Origin of the sequence: Streptomyces sp. NPDC058373 (assembly GCF_042723275.1) — a bacterium.
GTDB lineage: Bacteria > Actinomycetota > Actinomycetes > Streptomycetales > Streptomycetaceae > Streptomyces.
The window spans coordinates 27,000-45,721 of sequence record NZ_JBHXJE010000020.1 but is presented as its reverse complement, the minus strand read 5'-3'; the positions used below and the strand labels follow the sequence as shown (position 1 = coordinate 45,721).

Genomic DNA, 18,722 nt, shown 5'->3' with positions numbered 1-18,722 from the left:
CGGTCAGCTCCTCACTGTGCCGTGGTGCGCCTCCGCAGTCCGGCGGTCCGCCGGGTGCGCCGTGCCGTGCCCGGGCCCCGACGCCTTGGCCGGGTTGTAGGTGGCCTCCTTCACCGGGAGGGAGACCTCGATCTCGCCCGACTCGCTGAAGTGCAGGGTGACCTCGACCGAGTCGCCGACCGCCGGACGCTCGGGGAGCTCCTCGAACATCAGGTGGTTGCCGCCTCGGCTGAAGTCGAGGGTGCCGTCCGCGGGCACCTCGAACGCGTCCTGCTCGCGCATGGTCCCGTCCTCGGTGCTGTGAAGCGTGACCCGCTCGGCGGACGGACTGGTCACCGAGGTGAGCCGGTCGGCGCCGCCCTTGTTGGTGACGGTGAAGAACCCGGCCGCCATGTCGGCGTTGACCGGCTGCGGCATGAAGGCACCGGTCACCGCCAGCTCGGGGGCGCCCGACGCCTCGTCGCCGGCGTCCGAGCAGGCGGCCAGCGAGGTCGCCGCGACCAGGGCGAGCGCCCCACTGATCAGCCAGCGGCGCCTCACGGCTTGGCCCCGGTGAGGAGCTTCGGCAGGTCCTTCTCGTAGTCGTCGGCGGTGGCGTCGTCGCCGTACAGCACGTAGCCGGAGTCGTCCTTCGGCGAGAAGGCGATGACCTGCTTGCCGTGCATGGAGACCCGCTTGCCGTTCTTGTCCTCGGTCGGTTCGTCGATGGAGATGCCGATGGTGCGGGCGCCGCCCTGGATGGTGGCGAAGTCGCCGGTGAGCCCGATGAACTCCGGGTCCTGCCCCTTCAGCCAGGAGCCGAGCACCTCGGGGGTGTCGTGCTCCGGGTCGGTGGAGACGAAGACGACCTGGAGCTTCTCCTGGTCGGCCTTGGGCAGCGCCTTCTTGGCGATGGCGATGTTGCTCATCGTCAGCGGGCAGACGTCCGGGCAGTTGGTGTAGCCGAAGTAGATGAGGGTGGGCTTGCCCGCGGTCCGCTCCCGCAGGTCGAACTTCTTCCCCTGGGTGTCGGTGAGGACGAGGTCCGGCTTCTTGAACGGCTGGTCGAGGACGGTGGCCGCCTTCTCGGCGGCGGCGTCGGAGGAGACCGCCGCCACGGGCTTGTCGCTGTCCGCCGAGCCGCCGCAGGCGGTCAGGGTGAGGGCGGAGGCCGAGAGCAGGGCGGCGGCGAGCAGGGTCTTCTTGCGCATGGTGATGTCCCAGGGATCGGGTGCGGTGTGCACCGGGTGACCGTTCCACGGTCATGATCCCGGTGCACACCGCAGGGTTCAGCTAGTGGTACGCCGACGTCCGGACAGGACGCCGAAGGCGACGCCCGCGAGGCCGACGAGGATGCCGACGACAGCGAGGATGCGGGCGGTGGAGTCGCTGGAGCCGTCGGCGGCCTGTTCGGACGAGGCATTGTCGGCGTCGTCACCGTGGCCGGCGGAGGCCGACTCGTCCTCCGCCGACTCGTCGTCCGAGGCATCCGCGCCGTGGCCGCCCCCGGAGGCCGCGGTCAGGGCCAGCACCGGTGCCGGGGACTCCGGCTCCTCGCCACCCTCCTTCGGCTCCTCGATCCAGCGCACGACCTCCTTGCTGTCGTACGTCTGGATGGCCTTGAAGACGAGCTGGTCGGCGTCCTCGGGCAGCGCGCCGAGGGAGACCGGGAACTGCTGGAAGGTGCCGGGCGCGACGCCGTCCTTGTCCGCGGTCCAGGTGACCTTGGAGACGGCCTCGGTGATCTTGTTGCCGTGGCTCTCCAGCGGCTTGTCCAGCTTCTCCTTGGTGACCTTCACGTCCCAGCCGGGGACCGGCTGCGGCATGACCGAGGTCAGCGGGTGGTCGGCCGGGAAGTTGATCTCCAGCTTCACGGTGGAGGCGTCGTCCCGCTCGTTGGGGACCTTGAAGTTGACCGTCGCGTAGCCGCCCTTGGCGGCCTCGCCCTGCGGCTGCACACTCACGTGCGCGGCGGCGGGACCGGCGAGCAGGACGACCCCGGCGGCGGCCACCGCGAGGACGGAGCCGCGCGCGGCCCACGGCCGGCGGCGCGAGGGGGCCGGGGAGGCGGTGACGGTGGCCGTGTTGTCGACAGACATGAGGAACTCCACTTTCGGCAGTGGTGAACGAGTGAGGCGGTACGTGTCCGGCGCGTGGGCGCGCGCGGAGCCCGCGGCACCCCTCCCGTCCCGGCCGGGCACACCGTGAGGCGTGCGCACGGGCGTCGTGGAGTGCCGCGTCAGAGTGCGAGTACGTACACCTCGGCGGCGGGGGGTCCCCGCCTGCTCACCGAGTGCTGGAGTTCCGCCGCCCGGAGCCGGGGCGGCTCGGGCGGTGCGAGACGCCGGGTCCACGGTGTGCGGTCCGCGGCGAGTCCGGCGCGCAGCGCCCGGACCAGCCGCAGGGCGGCCCGCAGCGCGCGGACCGGCGCCCCGTGGGCGCGGAGTTCCTCGCGGCCGAGTGCGGAGAGCCGCACCAGCCGGAAGAGCGCGAGGTCACCGCGGCGCAGCAGCCAGCCCGCGACGAGCGCGGCCAGCAGGTGGCCGAGGAACATCGGCAGGGAGGGCAGCAGCCCGGCGAGCCCCGTGTGCTGGTGTGTCGAGGGGCTGTGCGGGTCGAGCCCCGCCGTGGTGAGGATCTGCTTCGCCTGGTGCGGGGAGATCGCCCCGCTGTGTCCGCAGGTCAGCTCCCCGGCGCGGGCCACCAGAGTCGCCTCGGAGGCAGCCTTGGCAGCGCCCTGCTGGGCCACCCCGAACAGGGCGTGCAGGGCGATCTGGCCGGCGGCCAGCGAGAGGACGATCCCCGGAAGGGAGCGTTCCCGTCCGGCGAGGGCCGCCGCCACCAGGAAGACCCCGAGGAAGGCGGCGCCCAGAGCCCAGCCCGGCAGGGCGAGGCAGGAGGCGAAGACGTGCCCGGCCGCGGACACCACGACGCAGACCGCGGTGAACACCGCGGCCCTCAGGAGCCGGAGACCTCTTCCGGCCTGCGCGTACGCGTGGGGGGCAGCCATGACCGGCTCATCATCGCACCGGCGGCCCCCCGGCGGTACGGCAGGTCCGCAAAGTCCGGGTACCTCAGCTTCTCGGCCCAGCGGTGCGGGCGTATGCGCATTTACCCCCACGCCGCGGCCCGCGTCGCGCACCGTCGCGACAGTGCGGGGAGCCCAGGGGCTTACCTCACGGGTGGCGGGGCAATACGTATCGGTATGTCGAGCCGCGGTCAGGAGGCTGGAGCATGAGCATCATGTGGTCACTCCATTTGCGGCGCGATGCCGCAAGTGTGCCGCTCGCCCGTCGCCTGCTCATCGGGTCGATGGACACAGCAGGTGTCGACCCCGACATCTCCTACGATCTGTCCGTCGCCCTGAGCGAAGCGTGCGCGAACGCGGTGGAACACGGGGGAGCGGGATCGGTCGAACCGGACAGTGCCTACCGGGTCACCGCCTACCTGGACGGTGAGCGATGTCGGATCGAAGTGGCCGACTCGGGCCCCGGATTCCCCGCTCGGCCCGCCCGCAGCGTGCCGTTGACCGCTTCGCAGGACGAGAGCGGCCGGGGACTGGATCTCATCGAGAAGCTCTCCGATCACGCCCACTTCGGCAACAAGCCGGGCCGGGCCGGGGCAGTCGTTTCGTTCGACAAGATCCTCAAGTGGCGCAAGGACGCCCCGCTGGTGGCTGTCTAGCCGAACCCGGCGGAACGGGCGATGTTTCACGTGAAACATACGAACGATCCCCCGAAAGGGAGCAATGCGTTGTTTCACGTGAAACGCACCTCAGCGCATGTTTCACGTGAAACATGACGAGGGGCGTTGTTTCACGTGAAACAACGCCCCTCGCTACAGCCGCGTCAGTCGCGTCAGTCCTTGAGCTCGGCCATCCAGCGCTCGACCTCGTCCGAGGTGCGCGGCAGGGCGGCGGAGAGGTTCCGGTTGCCGTCCTCGGTGACCAGGATGTCGTCCTCGATCCGGACACCGATGCCCCGGTACTCCTCCGGCACCGTCAGATCGTCCGCCTGGAAGTACAGGCCGGGCTCGACGGTCAGGCACATGCCGGGCTCCAGGGTGCCCTGGACGTACGTCTCGGTCCGCGCGACGGCGCAGTCGTGGACGTCCATGCCGAGCATGTGGCCGGTGCCGTGGAGCGTGAAGCGGCGCTGGAGACCCAGCTCCAGGACCCGGTCGACCGGGCCTTCGAGGATGCCCCACTCGACGAGCCGGGTGGCCAGCACCCGCTGCGACGCCTCGTGGAAGTCCCGGTACTTGGCACCCGGGCGCACGGCGGCGATGCCCGCCTCCTGCGCCTCGTACACGGCGTCGTAGATCTTCCGCTGGAGCGGGGAGTACGTGCCGTTGATCGGGAGGGTGCGGGTGACGTCGGCGGTGTAGAGGGAGTGCGTCTCGACGCCCGCGTCGAGCAGCAGGAGGTCGCCGGAGCGGACCGGGCCGTCGTTGCGCACCCAGTGCAGGGTGGTGGCGTGCGGGCCCGCGGCGCAGATGGAGCCGTAGCCGATGTCGTTGCCCTCGACGCGGGCGCGGAGGAAGAAGGTGCCCTCGATGTACCGCTCGGAGGTGGCCTCGGCCTTGTCGAGGACACGGACGACGTCCTCGAAGCCGCGGACCGTGGAGTCCACGGCCTTCTGGAGCTCGCGGATCTCGAAGGCGTCCTTGACCAGCCGGGCCTCGGAGAGGAAGACCTTCAGCTCCTCGTCGCGCTCGGCGGTGACCTTGTCGGCGAGGGCCGCCTCGATGCCCGCGTCGTAGCCGCGGACCACGCGGACGGGGCCGGTGGCCTCCTGGAGCGCGGCGGGCAGCTCGCGCACGTCCTCGGCGGGCAGCCCGAGCAGTCGCTCGGCCTCGGTCAGCGAGTGGCGGCGGCCCACCCACAGCTCGCCCTGACCGTCCAGCCAGAACTCGCCGTTCTCACGGTTGGAGCGGGGGAGCAGGTAGATGGTGGCCTCGTGGCCGCCGTCGGTGGGCTCCAGGACAAGGACGCCGTCCTCGGTCTGGTTGCCGGTGAGGTACGCGTACTCCACCGAGGAGCGAAAGGCGTACTCGGTGTCGTTGGAGCGGGTCTTGAGGTTGCCTGCCGGGACGACGAGTCGCTCGCCCGGGAAGCGGGCGGAGAGCGCGGCGCGGCGGGCGGCGGTCTCGGCGGCCTGCTCGATCGGCTGCAGGTCGTGCAGCTCGGTGTCGGCCCAGCCCTGCGTCATGCTCTCGGCGAGCTCGTCGGAGAGTGCGGGGTACAGCCCGTTCTTCCGCTGCTTGATCGGCTGGTCGCCGGAGTCCGCCACGGCCTCATCGATTTCCTTCGGGGTCTCCGAGAGCTCCTCGGCCACGGCATTCCTCCTGGATGTGACATGGGATGTTCATCCATCGTATGTCCGTTCCAGGGGGCGCCGTAGGGCCCTGTGCCTGTTGGTCCCGTCACCCGGAAGGGCGAGCCCCGGCGGCGGGTCGCCAGGGCCCGCGTCAGTCGAAGTGAGCGGCGAGCAGGACCATGTCCTCAGCGCTGTCGGGGTCGTCGGTCCCCTCGGGCAGCAGGGCGTCGAGGACATGGTCGGCGACGGCGCCGGGGTCGTCGCGGCGGCCCTTGGGGACGGAGGCGGCGGCCGAGTGCAGCCGGGCGAAGGCCCGGTCCATCGAGTCGCCGGTGCGCCGCAGCAGCCCGTCGCTGTAGAGGAGAACGGTGTCGCCCGCCCGCGGCCGCAGCTCCACGCTGGGCGCCTCCCAGCAGGCGAGCATGCCCAGCGGCGCGGAGAGCGAGGTCTCCACGAACTCGGCGCCCCGCTCGCTGACGACGACGGGCGGGCAGTGCCCGGCGCCGGCCAGCACGAGCCGCCGCCCGCGCTCGGGCCCCGGTCCGGCCGTCAGGTCGCAGTAGCCGAACAGGGCCGTCGCCGACCGGGCCGGCTCCGTCAGCCGCAGCAGCAGCTCCAGATCGGAGAGGACCGCGACCGGGTCCTCCCCCTCCATCACCGCGTACGCCCGCAGGGAGGCGCGCAGCCGCCCCATGGCGGCCACCGCGCTGGGCCCGGCCCCGGTCACCGAGCCGATGGCCAGGCCGAGAGCGCCCTCAGGAAGGGGCAGCGCGTCGTACCAGTCGCCTCCGCCGCGCGGGCCGGTCCGGTGCCGGGCGGCGAGCCGCACCCCGGCGACCCGCGGCAGGCGGCTGGGCAGCAGTTCCTCCCGCAGGGTGGCGACGGTGGCGCGGGCCGCGTCGAGGGTCAGGAGGCGGGCGAGGTGCTCCCCGGCCTGGCGGAGGTAGAGCCCAGCCAGGTGGCGGCGCCGCTCATCGGGCTCGGCCGGCTCGTCGTACAGCCAGACGACCGCGCCGAACCGCCCCTCGCCCCGGGTCTCCAGCGCCGCCGCGTAACTGGCCGCCCAGCCGAGCCGGGCGGCGACCTCGCGGTGGCGCGGGTCGGCGGTGAGGTCCGAGGCGAGGTCGGGGTGGCAGATCTCGCGCCGCCCGCCGAGCGGTTCGTCGAGCAGCCGCCCGTACGAGGAGGCGGCGCGCGGCACCGTCTCGATGTGCCCCAGGTCGGCGCGGCCGAGGCCGAGGCCGCTGAAGGCGGCTCGCGGGCTGTCCGGCCCGCCCGGCTCCAGGGCGGCGAGGCCGCGCCGGGCGCCGACGAGGGAGGCTCCGGCGTGCAGCAGTTCCTGGAGGGCGGCGTCGACGGTGGAGGTGGCGATCAGCCGCTCGGTGAGTTCGTGCAGCGTGGTGAGGTCGGAGACCCAGCCGGCGAGGCGGTCCTGGATGACCGTCGCGGGCGAGGGGGCCGCAGCGGCCGGAGTGGACGCAGAGGGTGCGACAGTCTGCGCGGGGGCGGGAACCGTGGAATCGATTCCGGCCACATTGGGAAAGTGTGGGGCTGTCATGTTCTACGGTTTTCCGGTCGGTGCGTATTGCTCAAAAGCATCGCAAACCCCCAGGTGATTCCGCGCCGCCGACAATGGGTCCACATCTACACGCAATGAAGACGAGATGTCCAGCATTGTCCTGCCGGGATTCCCCAGGTTCCTGCGGGTGGCGTGGGGGTATGGGCCACCCGTGCCGGAAAAGCGAACTTGGCTCGAAAGTGTCAGCGGGAACCGCATATTGCGGTCGACTGACCTCGTTCGGCCGAGGGAGCGCAGACGGCCCCCGGGCGAATGCTTCGGGAGGACGCGTCACAACGGCCGTGCCGGGTACGTACACCATGAGGGTGTGGACCGGGGGCAGGCAGGTTTCCAGGAACCTGACAGCCGCCCCGGGCGTCCCAGTCGACAGCGACCGCGCCCCATCCTCCCGCGGCGGAGGCGACGGGACTCTCCGGTCCGCGAGCGCGGTTCCGGCAAGTGCCAGGCGTCGCCGTCCTCCGCCTGGTTCCACGCACGGCCCCACGGGGCGCCCCCTGCCACAGGCCGGGGATGTGATGCGCCAGTTTGTACGCACGGTGAAATGACGCACGTCCAGTGTGATGACCCTCGGCGTTCAACGGAAAGGAACGAGCGCTCATGCGCGAGATCCTCGGAAGGCGACGCAAGCTCCGGTCCCGGCGCACCCGCGGGAGCGCCCCGGCGGCCTGCCCCGACCTGACCCACCCGACCGACCAGCCCGACCTGACCGATGTGGCGGTGGCCGCGATCCACCGGCACTGGCCGGTCGTCCCCGGCGCCCGGCTCAGCCCCGGCACCCCGACCGGCTGCGGCTGCCCCGACCCCGAGTGCGCCCTGCCCGGCGACCACCCCGCCGACCCCGGCCTGCTCGCGGCCACCACCGACGAGCGCATGGTCCGCTGGTGGTGGAGCGAGCGCCCGGCCGCTCCCGTTCTCCTCGCCACCGGACACGGCGCCAGCGCCGTCAGCCTCCCCGCCGTGGCCGCCGCCCGCGCCCTCACCGCCCTCGACCGGGCGGGCGTGGCCACCGGCGCCGTCCTCGCGACCCCCGAACGCTGGGCCCTGCTGGTCGCCCCGTACTCCCTGCCGCGCCTCGGCGAACTCCTCTACGCCAAGGACCACGTCCCCGGCTCCCTCCGCTTCCACGGCGAGGGCGGCTACCTGCTCCTGCCCCCCTCCGCCAAGGAGGCGGGCCGGGTCCGCTGGGAGCGCCCGCCGACCGCGTCCCCCGACGGCCCCGCCCTCCCGGAGGTCGGCACCGTCCTCGACGCCCTGGTCGACACCCTGAACGCCACCGGCGTCAACGCCACCGACCTGTAGAACCCGTCGCCACGCGGCACCCGCGCCGCAGACCCACCCTGACCGGCCCGGTGCGGCACGGCTGAAGGGGAGAGGGCCAGACGCAAACCACGCCAACTACCGGCAACGCGCAGCGCGGTGGTCGCCCCGACAACCCGGGAGCGCACCACCCGCGCGCGGCGGTGTACGAGAAAAGGTGTGGGGGCGCACCCCGCCGGTCCGGCATCGCGCACCAGCGCGGCGGAGGCGGCTCAACCCCATCCGGACAGCGTCCGGACATGGAAGGGCCCGGTTGCTGGCGACGGGGGATGCACCAGCAACCGGGCTACTTGAACCGTAACAAGAGTTCGCCGGTTAGCAAATTCGATCGCCGCCCCGCACAACGCGATTCCCCACCCAACACAGCGATTTGTGACACGAGTCACCGACACTCCCCGTACCGGCCACCCACCGACCAACACCCCCCACCGACCGCCCTTCCCCACCGGCGGATGGCCGTACGAGACCGTGGGGTGGGGGCGGGCCGGGGTGCCCCCGCAGCAGACTGACGGGAGTAGCCCGCAGTCAGGACGTGCTCCCACCTCGTCAGTCTGTGAGGAGGTACACCGGTGCGGCCCCACCCACCCACGCACCGGAGCAGCCGCGAACCCTGGCCGGGCCGGCACTCAAAACCACCGGCAACCGAAAACCCCCAAGCCCGGCCGGCTCTTGAGACCACCCTGAACCGGCACGGTCGAGACGGACAGAAGCCGAACCCCGGCTCGGCCGGCGCTTGAGGCCACCCCACCTGCGACGGACACGGCCAACCGGTCAGACGGCAAAGGCCGGCCCAGCCGTCACACGAGGCAGACCAAGCCCCGCCGGGGCCGGCCCTCCTACAGCCCAGCCGGCCCCTGAGGCCCCTCAGTTGAGCGTGACCTGCCGGTTGGTCAGCCCACCCCGGGCCCGCCGCTCCTCGGCGCTCAGCGGAGCCTCCTCGGCGAGCGCCGAGGCCAGCCGCTCGGCAAAGGCCGCCGCAGGCTTCTCCACATCCTCGGCCCCCATCTCGGTGGGCAGGTCCCACACCGGAACGGTCAGCCCGTGCGCCCGGAACGACCCGACGAGCCGCGTCCCCTCTCCGAGCGAGGAGGCCCCGGCCGCGTGCAGCCGCGCCAGTGCGTCGAGCAGTCGCTCCTCGCCGTGCGGCATGACCCACCGCAGGTGGTTCTTCTCCGGCGTCCGGCACCAGTAGGCCCACTCGACGCCGCTCAGCCGCGCCGTGGGGATGGCCGCCTCGTTGGCCCGCTCCAGCGAGGCCGCCACCTCGGGCGAGGTCTGCCCGGACTCCGCCTCGGGCACCCAGAACTCGAACCCGCTGTGCACCTGCGGCTCGAACGCCGCCCCGGGGTCCAGCAGGTCCTGGAGCCGGGGCCGTTCGGCGGCCGAGGCGTCCGACTGGGCGGGGACCCGCCGCGCCTCGACCGGCGTCCCCGGCTTGGCCTCCAGGGCGCGCAGCAGGGTGTCGGCCAGGTCCCGGCTGAGGTCGCCGGTGGGGGTGTCGTTCTGGAGGCCGAGCAGGACGGATCCGTCCTCGCGGCGCAGCGCCGGCCAGGCCAGCGGCAGCACGGTGGCCAGCGTCACCGAGGGCACGCCCTCGGGCAGGCCGTCCTTCAGGGTCAGTTCGACGGTGGCCGCGGGCACCAGCTCGCGCAGCGCGACCCAGTCGCCCTCACCGGCCAGCCCCTCGAACGGGCGCTGCACCAGCTCGGTCACGGCGTGCGAGGCGGCCCGCCCGTGACACGCCTTGTACCGGCGGCCCGAACCGCACGGGCAGGGTTCGCGGGCGCCGACGACCGGGATCTCCCCGTCGGCGAGCTGTGCCTTCTTGCCCGGCTTCTGCGGACGCTTCTTGGCCATCGGATCTCTCCCCGGTACGGCTCGTCTGGTACGGGCGCGAGCCTAGCCGTTCCCCGCCGCACCGACGTTGCGTCACCCCGGCCGTCGCCCCCGCGTGCGCCCCGCCCGGCAGGGCTCGTACGGGCGAGTGCCCGCGCGGCCGGGCTGACCTGCCGGGCCGCCCCCGTATGGGAGAGGACGCGGGCTGTCCGGCGTACGGGCGGACGGTCCGGCGCGCAGCCGTCCAGCTGGCGTACGCGGACCGGAAGCCGGGACCGGGCTCAGGCCAGGTCGTCCAGAACCGCCAGGGCGTCGGTGAAGTCGAGGCCCGCCAGGGCGGAGACCGGCGGGGCGGCGATGCGCTCCGCGAAGTCCTCGCGCCGGTGTCCGGCGGAGAGGAGGGCCCAGACGGTGAGTTCGCCGCAGGCGCCGTCGCGGGTGCCCCACTCCTCGCAGAGGGCCGTGATGATGTTGAGCCCCCGGCCGCCCTTGGCCGTCACCGACGGGGTGGACGGGACCGGGCGGGTCGGCCCGCCGCCGTCCGTGACCTCCACCGTGAGCCTGCCGCGGGCGTCCACCCGCCAGGCGGCCCGCACGTCGCCGTCCCCGATGGGGGCGTCGTCGAGCGGACGGCCATGCCGACAGGCGTTGCTCAGCAGCTCGGACAGGATCAGTACGGCATCGTCTATGGCTGAATCCGATACTCCGCTCATGCGCAACTGCTCGCGCATGCGGCGTCGCGCCTTCCCCACGCCCGCAGGGCCGTGAGGAACAGCCATGCTCGACGACGTGGGCACTTCTTGTGCCACCACCAACGCCACCCCCGGACCTCCTTTGCCCCACGCCAGAGGGTGAATGCCCCATTGCATCCGACCGGAAACCGGCCAATCCGCTCGCCGTGGCGCATTCAGCGGGAGCGGCCACCCAAAGAACGCGCCGGTGCACTCCCCGTGAGGAAAATCAGAGGATTGACGAGGTGTTACGGGCGCATTTAGACCCATTTGCCCACCGACCGATCCAGCCTGGAAGCGAAACAACCGCTTCCGCCAGCGTGGCCCCTTTCACACTTTCGCTCGCTCCTCGCGGGCGTATGAGCAGCGGTTCCGCCGGATAGCGGCGCACCCCGGCGCGCGGGGGGTGCCCCGCACTCTCGGAACAGGCGCCCGGATGCGCCCCGTCACGGCCCGCCCGGAGGGCGCGGCCCGCCCTCAGCCCCGCCCCAGCTGCTCCAGTACCGCCCGCGGCCGGTTGGTGATCACCGCGTCGACCCCCAGCTCCGCGCAGAGGGCGACGTCGGCGGGGTGGTCCACGGTCCACACGTGCACCCGGTTCCCGGCCTGGTGGACCTGGTCCACATAAGAGGGGTGGCCGCGCAGGATGCGGATGCTCGGTCCGGAGATGCCCACGCCCGGCGGCAGCCGTCCGTCCCGGTGGCGTACGCCGACGAACTGCATGAGCTGCACCGTCGGCAGATGCGGCGAGGCGGCGCGTACCCGGTGCAGCGAGCGGGCCGAGAAGCTCATCACGCGGACGGGCGACTCGGCGGCCGAGCGCGGCGCGTCCAGGCCGAACCGGTGGAGCAGCGCCATCAGCCGCTCCTCGACCTGCCCCGCCCAGCGCGTCGGATGCTTGGTCTCGATGGCCAGTTCCACCCTGCGGCCGGCGTCGCTCACCAGCTCCAGCAGGCGTTCCAGCGTCAGTACCGAGGTGTGCTCGGCGTCCCACTGCGGCCGCTCGCTCACCGGCGGCACCGGCACGGCGGTGTCCAGCCCCGCGCCCGGCCCCACCGGGCCGACCCGGGTGGTGTCCTTCCACGAGCCGAAGTCGAGGGCGGCGAGGTCGGCGAGTTCCAGGGCGGAGACGGCGCCGCGGCCGTTCGAGGTGCGGTTGACGCGCCGGTCGTGGACGCAGACCAGGTGCCCGTCGGCGGTCAGCCGCACGTCGCACTCCAGGCCGTCGGCGCCGTCCTCGATCGCCTTGCGGTAGGCGGCCAGCGTGTGCTCAGGGGCGTCTTCGGAGGCGCCGCGGTGGGCGATGACCTTGATGGGTTCCCTTGGTGTGGGCATCACCCGGTCATGGTGTCACCACGGGCGGGCAGACGCGTAAAACAAGCACCCGGCGCCGGTCTCCGGCAGGGTGGAGGGGCGTGGCAGGGAACCTTTCCCGGCACGCGCCCGTTTTGCCGGAAGTAAGAGATGGCGGTGGGTGCACAGGGTCGCCTTACGGTGCCCTGACGTCCGGTGGGAAAAGCTGACTGCGAACATCTGGACAGTCGGGCCGCACCGGGCCGCGACCGTGACCGATCGCCGTGGACCGAGGAGAACTAGCTGTGAGCACCGAGAACGAGGGCTCAGGGACCGAGGGCGCCGGTACCGAGGGCTCGCAGGTACCCCCCTCCGTGCCGCCCGCCCCGTCCGTGCCCCCCGCCCCGGTGGACCCCGCCAGGGGCGGCACGCAGCACCCCGCACCCGCCGGGGACTGGCCCCCGCCGCCTCCTCCGGGCGCCCCCTCCCCCTACGCGGAAGCCCCCGCCACCCCGGCGTACGCCGAGGGTGGTTCGTACGCGACCCCCGGCGGCGGCCCCGCCTGGGGCGCCTCGTACCAGCCGCCCGCCCCCGCCAAGGGCCGGCGCGGCGGGCTGGTCGCGGCGGTGCTGGCGGCGGCGCTCATCGCGGGCGGCGTCGGCGGCGGCATCGGGTACTGGGCGGCCAGGGACAGCGACGGAGGAACCGGTTCCACCACCGTCTCCGCCTCCGACACCCCGGCGAGCGTCAAGCGCGAGGCCGGCTCGGTGGCCGGTGTCGCCGCCAAGGCGCTGCCGAGCGTCGTCACCATCGACGCCCAGGGCGGCGACGGCGAGGGCGGCACGGGCACCGGCTTCGTCTACGACAAGCAGGGCCACATCCTCACCAACAACCACGTCGTCGCCTCGGCTGCCGACGGCGGCAAGCTCTCGGCCACCTTCTCCAACGGCAAGAAGTACGTCGCCGAGGTGGTCGGCCGTGCCGAGGGGTACGACGTCGCGGTGCTGAAGCTGCGCGACAGCGACGGCCTCGACCCGCTGCCGCTCGGCAACTCCGACAAGGTCGCGGTCGGCGACTCCACGATCGCCATCGGCGCCCCCTTCGGCCTGTCCAACACGGTCACCACCGGCATCATCAGCGCCAAGAACCGCCCGGTCGCCTCCAGCGACGGCGGCGCCTCCAAGAGCTCGTACATGAGCGCGCTGCAGACCGACGCCTCCATCAACCCGGGCAACTCCGGCGGCCCGCTCCTCGACTCCGGCGGCGCCGTCATCGGCATCAACAGCGCCATCCAGTCGGCGGGCAGCGGCATGGGCGGCTCCGGCCAGGCGGGTTCGGTCGGCCTCGGCTTCGCCATCCCGGTCAACCAGGCGAAGAACGTCGCCGAGCAGCTCATCAAGACCGGCAAGCCCATCTACCCGGTCATCGGCGCCTCGGTCTCCCTGGAGGACAACCGCATGGGCGCCACCATCTCCGACGAGGGCCCCGGCGGGTCGGCGGCCGTCTCCCCCGACGGCCCCGCGGCCAAGGCGGGCCTCAAGTCCGGCGACGTCATCACCAAGCTGGACGACACCGTCATCGACAGCGGCCCCACCCTCATCGGCGAGATCTGGACCCACAAGCCCGGCGACACCGTGAAGATCACCTACGAACGCGGCGGCAAGACCGAGACCGTCGACGTCACCCTGGGCGAGCGCGAGGGCGACGACTGAGCCGTTACTCTTGTCCCCGCGCCACCACGCCCCGACGCGTCCGGTGGCGCGGGGAGGGTTGCCCGAGCGGCCTAAGGGAACGGTCTTGAAAACCGTCGTGGTGGCGACACCACCGTGGGTTCAAATCCCACACCCTCCGCGCAGGCCGAGAACGTGGCAGTGAGCAGAAGGGGCGTCTTCGCGAGGAGGCGCCCCTTCCGCGTGCGCGGCCCCTGGCGGCCTCAGCGGCGCGTGCGTGCCGGCCTGTCGGGGGCCATGACGGGTTTAGAAGAAAATGATCACACTTGAGGGGGAAGCAGGGTGTCTTGGGTGGTTCCTGGCCTCGGCGTTGGGCAATTCTGATCCAGCACGTCACAGCACCTCCGGGCGGTCGGCCAACTGCCCGGGGGAACAAGGCATTTACCGGGGACCTCCCGGCTATGGAGGAACACATGGCAAGCATCCGCACCGCTCGCGTTCTCGCCGCCGTCGTCGCTCTTCCGCTGGCCGCAGCCCTCTGCGCGGGTGTCGCCGTCGCCGACAACGGCTCGTTCGCGAACGACGGATCGAACGCCGCCGTGGCGACGGTCAACGGCAGCGGGGTCGACGGCGACAACAGCGGCAACTCCGCCACCACCCAGCAGCAGGCGGTCGGTTCGGGCGCCTCGAACGAGAACAGCTCGGCCCAGGTCAACGACTCGGCCTTCACCTCGATCGACCAGTCCGACAAGAGCGTCTGGGTGGACTTCAGCCAGCTCTGGTGAGTCCGGGACCCCATGGTCCGTACGGGGGTCGAAGGCCATGGGACGACCTGCCTGCGCGGCGGTGCGAGACGCACCGCCGCGCAGCGGCGTGCGGGGCCGGTCAGGGGCCCGCACCGGGTCGGACACCTTGGCGGCCGTCGCCCGTACGAGCGGGCGTACGACCCGGGGCTCGCGGGCCGGCGGGCGAGGGCCGTGCCCGCGCTGCCGAGGTGCCGGGCCACGCGTACGAGGTGTTTCGCCGCCTCCGTACGGATGAAGCCGGGGCGCGCCCCCTGCTCGTCCCGGTCGGGGCGATCTTCACTCGTCACATGAGACGCCAAATGATGATCAGAGGATGGGTCGCACTGGCGGCGGTGGTGGCGGCGGTCGCCACGGGTACCGGGGCGACGGGCGCGTACGGCGACGCCCCCGACCGGCCGCGGGTGAGCGCGGACCAGGGCGTGGAGCTCCCGGACGGCTCCGGAGCGCTCAGCGCGCCGGGGCAGGCCTTCGGCGACGCCGTCCCCGGGCTCGCCTCCTCCGGGACGGAGTTCGCGCCCCCCGCGCCCCCCGCGCTCCCGGCGCGCGCTGACGTGGACGCGCCCGCGCCCCTGGCCGCCTCCGCACCGGACACTCCGCCGTCCGGCTCCGCCACCCGCCCCGCCCACGGCCCCCAGAGTCAGCAGGCCCCGTCCGCCTCGCAGGCCCAGGCCCCGCTCCAGCCGGCCCCCGGCGAAGTGGAGTTCCCGCCCTCCTGGCCGCTCCCAGGGGTCGGGTTCGGCGCCCCGGCGCAGGCGAACGTCTTCCGCGGCAAGGCGTTCGACACCTGCCGGACCCCGTCCATCGGCGTCCTCCGTGACTGGAGCGCCTCCGACTACCGGGGCGTCGGCGTCTACTTCGGCGGCCGCGGCCGCGCCTGCCCCGACCAGCCGCACCTGACCCGGGAGTGGCTCGGCGAGGCCGACAGCCTCGGCTGGAGCGTCCTGCCGATCTACGTCGGCTCCCAGTCGCCCTGCGTCGGCGCCGCCAACAAGCAGCACGTCCGGATCAGCGGCGACCCCGGGAAGCAGGGCGCCGAGGAGGGTGCCGACGCCGTGGCCCGCGCGGCCGCCCTCGGCATGGGGAAGGGGAGCGCGCTCTACCTCGACATGGAGGCGTACGACCACCGGAAGGCGGCGTGCGCCGCGACCACGCTCGCCTTCGTCCGCGCGTGGAACCGCACTGTCACCGACAGCGGCTACCTGCCGGGCTTCTACTCCAGCGCCTCCTCCGGCATCACCCACCTGGAGAGCGAGCGGCGGGCCGGGACGACCGACCTGCCGGTGGCGGTCTGGTTCGCGCGCTGGCAGGAGAAGGCCGACCTGTGGGGCGAGCCCGTCCTCGCCCAGGACGCCTGGGCCCCGGACGGCCGTGTCCACCAGTACACCGGGAACGTCCAGGAGACGCACGGCGGCAGCACCCTGACCATCGACCGCAACCTGGTCAGCGCCCCGGTGGCCCGGATCGGCTGAACCGTCGGCGGGCGGGGGGCCGCCCGGTCTCCGGGGCGGCCCCTGAGAGGCCCCGGCGGGGTATCCACCTTCAGGAGGTGCGGAGCCGGGCCGTCCTACACCCAGAGGGGGACGGGGCTTCGGGACCTGTGGGCGATCCGGCGACGGGGTCGCGCTCCTAGCGTGGAGCCATGACAGTGACCCAGGTGTCCGACCGCACCGGCACGTCGACGGCGGGCGGCGTCTCTTCGGCGCGCTACCCGTCCTTCGCCTCCTACGTCGAGGCCCGGCAGCCCGTGCTGCTGCGGACCGCGCGCTCGCTGACACCGAACCCGAACGACGCGGAGGACCTCCTCCAGACCGCGCTGGCCAAGACGTTTGTCGCCTGGCCGCGCATCGAGGACCACCGGGCGCTCGACGGGTACGTGCGCCGCGCCCTGGTCAACACGCGGACCTCGCAGTGGCGCAAGCGCAAGGTCGACGAGTTCGCCTGCGAGGAGCTGCCCGAGCCCGAGGTCCTCCCGGCGGTCGACCCGGCGGAGGCGCAGAGCCTGCGCGACGCCATGTGGCGCGCGATCATGAAGCTCCCCGCCCGCCAGCGCGCCATGGTGGTCCTGCGGTACTACGAGGACCTCAGCGAGGTCCAGACGGCGGCGATCCTGGGCGTCTCGGTCGGCACTGTCAAGAGTGCCGTCTCCCGCGCGCTCGGCAAGTTGCGCACCGACCCGGAGCTGACCGCCGCCCGCTGACCGTCCTGCGGCGCAGGCCGCCGGAAGGGCCTGGTCGCGGCCGGTCGGAGCGGGGAGCCACCCGGTACCGGTCCGAACGTCGCCCTCGTCCTCGGCTGCCCTGTACAGCACCCTTCGCTCTGATTTCAAGACCCCGGGGCTAGTGACATACCGAGCGGTATGGCCTGACAATCAGGCCAAACCTACTGCCGCGTAGCGCCCCCGGGAGGACGCCGTGCTGAGCACCATGCAGGACGTACCGCTGACCGTGACCAGGATTCTCATGCACGGCATGACGATCCACGGAGACTCGCAGGTCACGACATGGACGGGAGAGGCCGAGCCGCAGCGCCGCTCCTACCGTGAGATCGGCGAGCGGTCCGCACAGCTCGCCCACGCCCTCAAGGACGAACTGGGTGTCCGGCCGGACGACCGGGTCGCCACCCTGATGTGGAACAACGCCGAGCACGTGGAGGCGTACTTCGCCATTCCGTGCATGGGGTCAATTCTGCACACCCTCAACCTGCGGCTGCCCGCCGAGCAGCTCGCCTGGATCGTCGGCCACGCGGCCGACAAGGTGGTCATCGTCAACGGCTCGCTGCTGCCGCTGCTCGCCCCGCTGCTGCCGCACCTGCCCTCCCTCGAGCACATCGTCGTCTCCGGTCCCGGTGACCGCACCCTGCTCGAAGGCGCGGCACCCCGCGTCCACGAGTACGAGGAGCTGCTCGCCGGCCGTGCCACGCGGTACGACTGGCCGGAACTAGACGAGCGTGCGGCCGCGTCGATGTGCTACACCTCCGGCACCACCGGTGACCCCAAGGGCGTCGTCTACTCGCACCGTTCGATCTACCTGCACTCCATGCAGGTCAACATGAGCCAGTCGATGGGCCTCACCGACGCGGACACCAGCCTCGTGGTGGTCCCCCAGTTCCACGTGAACGCCTGGGGCCTGCCGCACGCCACGCTGATGACCGGCGTCAACATGCTGATGCCCGACCGCTTCCTCCAGCCCGGCCCGCTCGCCGAGATGATCGAGACCGAGCGGCCCACGCACGCCGCCGCCGTCCCCACCATCTGGCAGGGCCTCGCCGCCGAGCTGGCCGCCAAGCCCCGTGACGTCTCCTCGCTGACCCAGGTGACCATCGGCGGTTCGGCCTGCCCGCCCTCGTTGATGGAGACCTTCGACCAGCTCGGCATGCGCGTCTGCCACGCCTGGGGCATGACGGAGACCTCGCCGCTCGGCACCATCGCCCGGCCCCCGGCCCACGCCGTGGGCACCGAGCAGGAGATGGCCTACCGGCTCACGCAAGGCCGCTTCCCCGCCGGTGTCGAGGCCCGGCTCGCCGGCCCCGGTGGCGGGTACCTGCCCTGGGACGGCACCTCCGCCGGTGAGCTGGAGGTCCGCGGGCCGTGGATCGCCGCCGCGTACTACGGGGGCACGGACGGCGAACCGCTGCGGCCCGACGACAAGTTCAGCGCCGACGGCTGGCTGAAGACCGGGGACGTCGGGGTCATCACGCCCGACGGGTTCCTCACCCTCACCGACCGTGCCAAGGACGTCATCAAGTCCGGCGGCGAGTGGATCTCCAGCGTCGAGCTGGAGAACGCCCTGATGGCCCACCCGGACGTCGCCGAGGCCGCCGTGGTCGCCGTCCCCGACGCCAAGTGGGGCGAGCGCCCGCTCGCCACAGTCGTCCTCAAGGAGGGGGTCACCACCGGCTTCGCCGAGCTGCGCGAGTTCCTCGCGGGCTCCGTCGCCAAGTGGCAGCTGCCCGAGCGGTGGGCGGTCATCGAGTCGGTCCCCAAGACCAGCGTCGGCAAGTTCGACAAGAAGGTCCTGCGCCGCCAGTACGCCGAGGGCGGGCTGGACGTCACGACGCTGTAGCCGGGCCGAACGGCGGGCGAGACGCCGGGAGAGCCGAGCCGGGAAGGGGCGGTGTCCGTGTGACACCGCCCCTTCTCGCTGTTCCCGCGCCTGGCGCCGCGACCTCGGGTGTCGCCTCGCCCGACGCCTGCC

At 72.6% G+C, this 18,722-nt stretch carries 15 protein-coding genes, 1 tRNA gene and 1 pseudogene; 8 read left to right on the top strand and 9 right to left on the bottom strand.

The window, feature by feature from the left end; genetic code table 11:
• Window positions 1-3 precede the first annotated feature (3 nt).
• The 4 genes from ACFWMZ_RS14505 to ACFWMZ_RS14490 all read right to left on the bottom strand — a co-directional run bounded on the left by ACFWMZ_RS14505 (window position 4) and on the right by ACFWMZ_RS14490 (window position 2,989).
• Window positions 4-540: a copper chaperone PCu(A)C gene (locus tag ACFWMZ_RS14505; RefSeq protein ID WP_383201736.1), complete on the bottom strand. Its 537-nt coding sequence runs from the start codon at window positions 538-540 to the stop codon at window positions 4-6.
• Complete coding sequence (locus ACFWMZ_RS14500) at window positions 537-1,190, bottom strand: SCO family protein (RefSeq protein ID WP_383201793.1); 654 nt, start codon at window positions 1,188-1,190, stop codon at window positions 537-539. The genes ACFWMZ_RS14505 and ACFWMZ_RS14500 overlap by 4 nt, the downstream gene beginning before the upstream one ends.
• 78 nt (window positions 1,191-1,268) lie before the next feature.
• Entirely contained in the window at window positions 1,269-2,078 is an 810-nt protein-coding gene (locus ACFWMZ_RS14495; RefSeq protein WP_383201734.1) for a YcnI family protein, read from the bottom strand.
• A 140-nt stretch (window positions 2,079-2,218) separates the two neighbouring features.
• A complete protein-coding gene (locus ACFWMZ_RS14490; protein WP_383201731.1) occupies window positions 2,219-2,989 on the bottom strand; it encodes a hypothetical protein in 771 nt (256 codons plus the stop codon).
• A 224-nt stretch (window positions 2,990-3,213) separates the two neighbouring features.
• Here ACFWMZ_RS14490 and ACFWMZ_RS14485 point away from each other — a divergent pair, with 224 nt between their 5' ends.
• Window positions 3,214-3,663, top strand: a complete 450-nt coding sequence (locus tag ACFWMZ_RS14485; RefSeq protein WP_383172853.1) for an ATP-binding protein — start codon at window positions 3,214-3,216, stop codon at window positions 3,661-3,663.
• Window positions 3,664-3,836: 173 nt separating this feature from the next.
• Here ACFWMZ_RS14485 and ACFWMZ_RS14480 read toward each other — a convergent pair whose 3' ends face one another.
• On the bottom strand, window positions 3,837-5,315 hold the full coding sequence (locus tag ACFWMZ_RS14480) for an aminopeptidase P family protein (protein WP_383172851.1): 1,479 nt from the start codon (window positions 5,313-5,315) through the stop codon (window positions 3,837-3,839).
• A 133-nt stretch (window positions 5,316-5,448) separates the two neighbouring features.
• On the bottom strand, window positions 5,449-6,855 hold the full coding sequence (locus ACFWMZ_RS14475) for a PP2C family protein-serine/threonine phosphatase (RefSeq protein ID WP_383172849.1): 1,407 nt from the start codon (window positions 6,853-6,855) through the stop codon (window positions 5,449-5,451).
• Window positions 6,856-7,473: 618 nt separating this feature from the next.
• Here ACFWMZ_RS14475 and ACFWMZ_RS14470 point away from each other — a divergent pair.
• Window positions 7,474-8,175, top strand: a complete 702-nt coding sequence (locus ACFWMZ_RS14470) for a bifunctional DNA primase/polymerase (RefSeq protein ID WP_383201728.1) — start codon at window positions 7,474-7,476, stop codon at window positions 8,173-8,175.
• An 882-nt stretch (window positions 8,176-9,057) separates the two neighbouring features.
• Here the strand turns inward: ACFWMZ_RS14470 and ACFWMZ_RS14465 are convergent.
• From ACFWMZ_RS14465 to ACFWMZ_RS14455, 3 genes and pseudogenes are all read right to left on the bottom strand, one after another.
• Window positions 9,058-10,050, bottom strand: coding sequence for a DUF5926 family protein (locus ACFWMZ_RS14465; protein ID WP_383172845.1), 993 nt, complete (start codon window positions 10,048-10,050; stop codon window positions 9,058-9,060).
• Between the two features lie 260 nt (window positions 10,051-10,310).
• Window positions 10,311-10,936 (bottom strand): annotated as a pseudogene (locus ACFWMZ_RS14460) (ATP-binding protein).
• 301 nt (window positions 10,937-11,237) lie between these two features.
• A complete protein-coding gene (locus tag ACFWMZ_RS14455; RefSeq protein WP_383201790.1) occupies window positions 11,238-12,095 on the bottom strand; it encodes a glycerophosphodiester phosphodiesterase family protein in 858 nt (285 codons plus the stop codon).
• A 263-nt stretch (window positions 12,096-12,358) separates the two neighbouring features.
• On the opposite strand from ACFWMZ_RS14455, the gene ACFWMZ_RS14450 reads away from it, so the two are divergent.
• The 6 genes from ACFWMZ_RS14450 (at window position 12,359) to ACFWMZ_RS14425 (ending at window position 18,590) form a co-directional block, all read left to right on the top strand.
• Window positions 12,359-13,765, top strand: a complete 1,407-nt coding sequence (locus tag ACFWMZ_RS14450; protein WP_383172843.1) for a S1C family serine protease — start codon at window positions 12,359-12,361, stop codon at window positions 13,763-13,765.
• Window positions 13,766-13,817: 52 nt separating this feature from the next.
• Window positions 13,818-13,904, top strand: a tRNA-Ser gene (locus ACFWMZ_RS14445).
• 292 nt (window positions 13,905-14,196) lie between these two features.
• The gene (locus ACFWMZ_RS14440) at window positions 14,197-14,508 is read left to right on the top strand and encodes a hypothetical protein (protein ID WP_383172841.1); all 312 of its coding nucleotides are present in this window, start codon (window positions 14,197-14,199) and stop codon (window positions 14,506-14,508) included.
• Between the two features lie 308 nt (window positions 14,509-14,816).
• The gene (locus ACFWMZ_RS14435) at window positions 14,817-15,998 is read left to right on the top strand and encodes a glycoside hydrolase domain-containing protein (protein ID WP_383201726.1); all 1,182 of its coding nucleotides are present in this window, start codon (window positions 14,817-14,819) and stop codon (window positions 15,996-15,998) included.
• A 170-nt stretch (window positions 15,999-16,168) separates the two neighbouring features.
• Window positions 16,169-16,726, top strand: a complete 558-nt coding sequence (locus ACFWMZ_RS14430) for a SigE family RNA polymerase sigma factor (protein WP_383172837.1) — start codon at window positions 16,169-16,171, stop codon at window positions 16,724-16,726.
• Between the two features lie 214 nt (window positions 16,727-16,940).
• Window positions 16,941-18,590 carry a long-chain fatty acid--CoA ligase gene (locus ACFWMZ_RS14425; RefSeq protein ID WP_383201723.1) on the top strand — a complete coding sequence of 550 codons (1,650 nt, stop codon included), beginning with the start codon at window positions 16,941-16,943 and terminating at the stop codon, window positions 18,588-18,590.
• Window positions 18,591-18,722 lie beyond the last annotated feature (132 nt).

Coding starts and splice junctions, on each gene's coding strand:
- ACFWMZ_RS14500 (WP_383201793.1), bottom strand. CDS start 1,190: ATGCGCAAGAAGACCCTGCTCGCCGCCGCCCTGCTCTCGGCCTCCGCC.
- ACFWMZ_RS14495 (WP_383201734.1), bottom strand. CDS start 2,078: ATGTCTGTCGACAACACGGCCACCGTCACCGCCTCCCCGGCCCCCTCG.
- ACFWMZ_RS14490 (WP_383201731.1), bottom strand. CDS start 2,989: ATGGCTGCCCCCCACGCGTACGCGCAGGCCGGAAGAGGTCTCCGGCTC.
- ACFWMZ_RS14485 (WP_383172853.1), top strand. CDS start 3,214: ATGAGCATCATGTGGTCACTCCATTTGCGGCGCGATGCCGCAAGTGTG.
- ACFWMZ_RS14475 (WP_383172849.1), bottom strand. CDS start 6,855: ATGACAGCCCCACACTTTCCCAATGTGGCCGGAATCGATTCCACGGTT.
- ACFWMZ_RS14470 (WP_383201728.1), top strand. CDS start 7,474: ATGCGCGAGATCCTCGGAAGGCGACGCAAGCTCCGGTCCCGGCGCACC.
- ACFWMZ_RS14465 (WP_383172845.1), bottom strand. CDS start 10,050: ATGGCCAAGAAGCGTCCGCAGAAGCCGGGCAAGAAGGCACAGCTCGCC.
- ACFWMZ_RS14455 (WP_383201790.1), bottom strand. CDS start 12,095: ATGCCCACACCAAGGGAACCCATCAAGGTCATCGCCCACCGCGGCGCC.
- ACFWMZ_RS14440 (WP_383172841.1), top strand. CDS start 14,197: ATGGCAAGCATCCGCACCGCTCGCGTTCTCGCCGCCGTCGTCGCTCTT.
- ACFWMZ_RS14435 (WP_383201726.1), top strand. CDS start 14,817: ATGAGACGCCAAATGATGATCAGAGGATGGGTCGCACTGGCGGCGGTG.
- ACFWMZ_RS14430 (WP_383172837.1), top strand. CDS start 16,169: ATGACAGTGACCCAGGTGTCCGACCGCACCGGCACGTCGACGGCGGGC.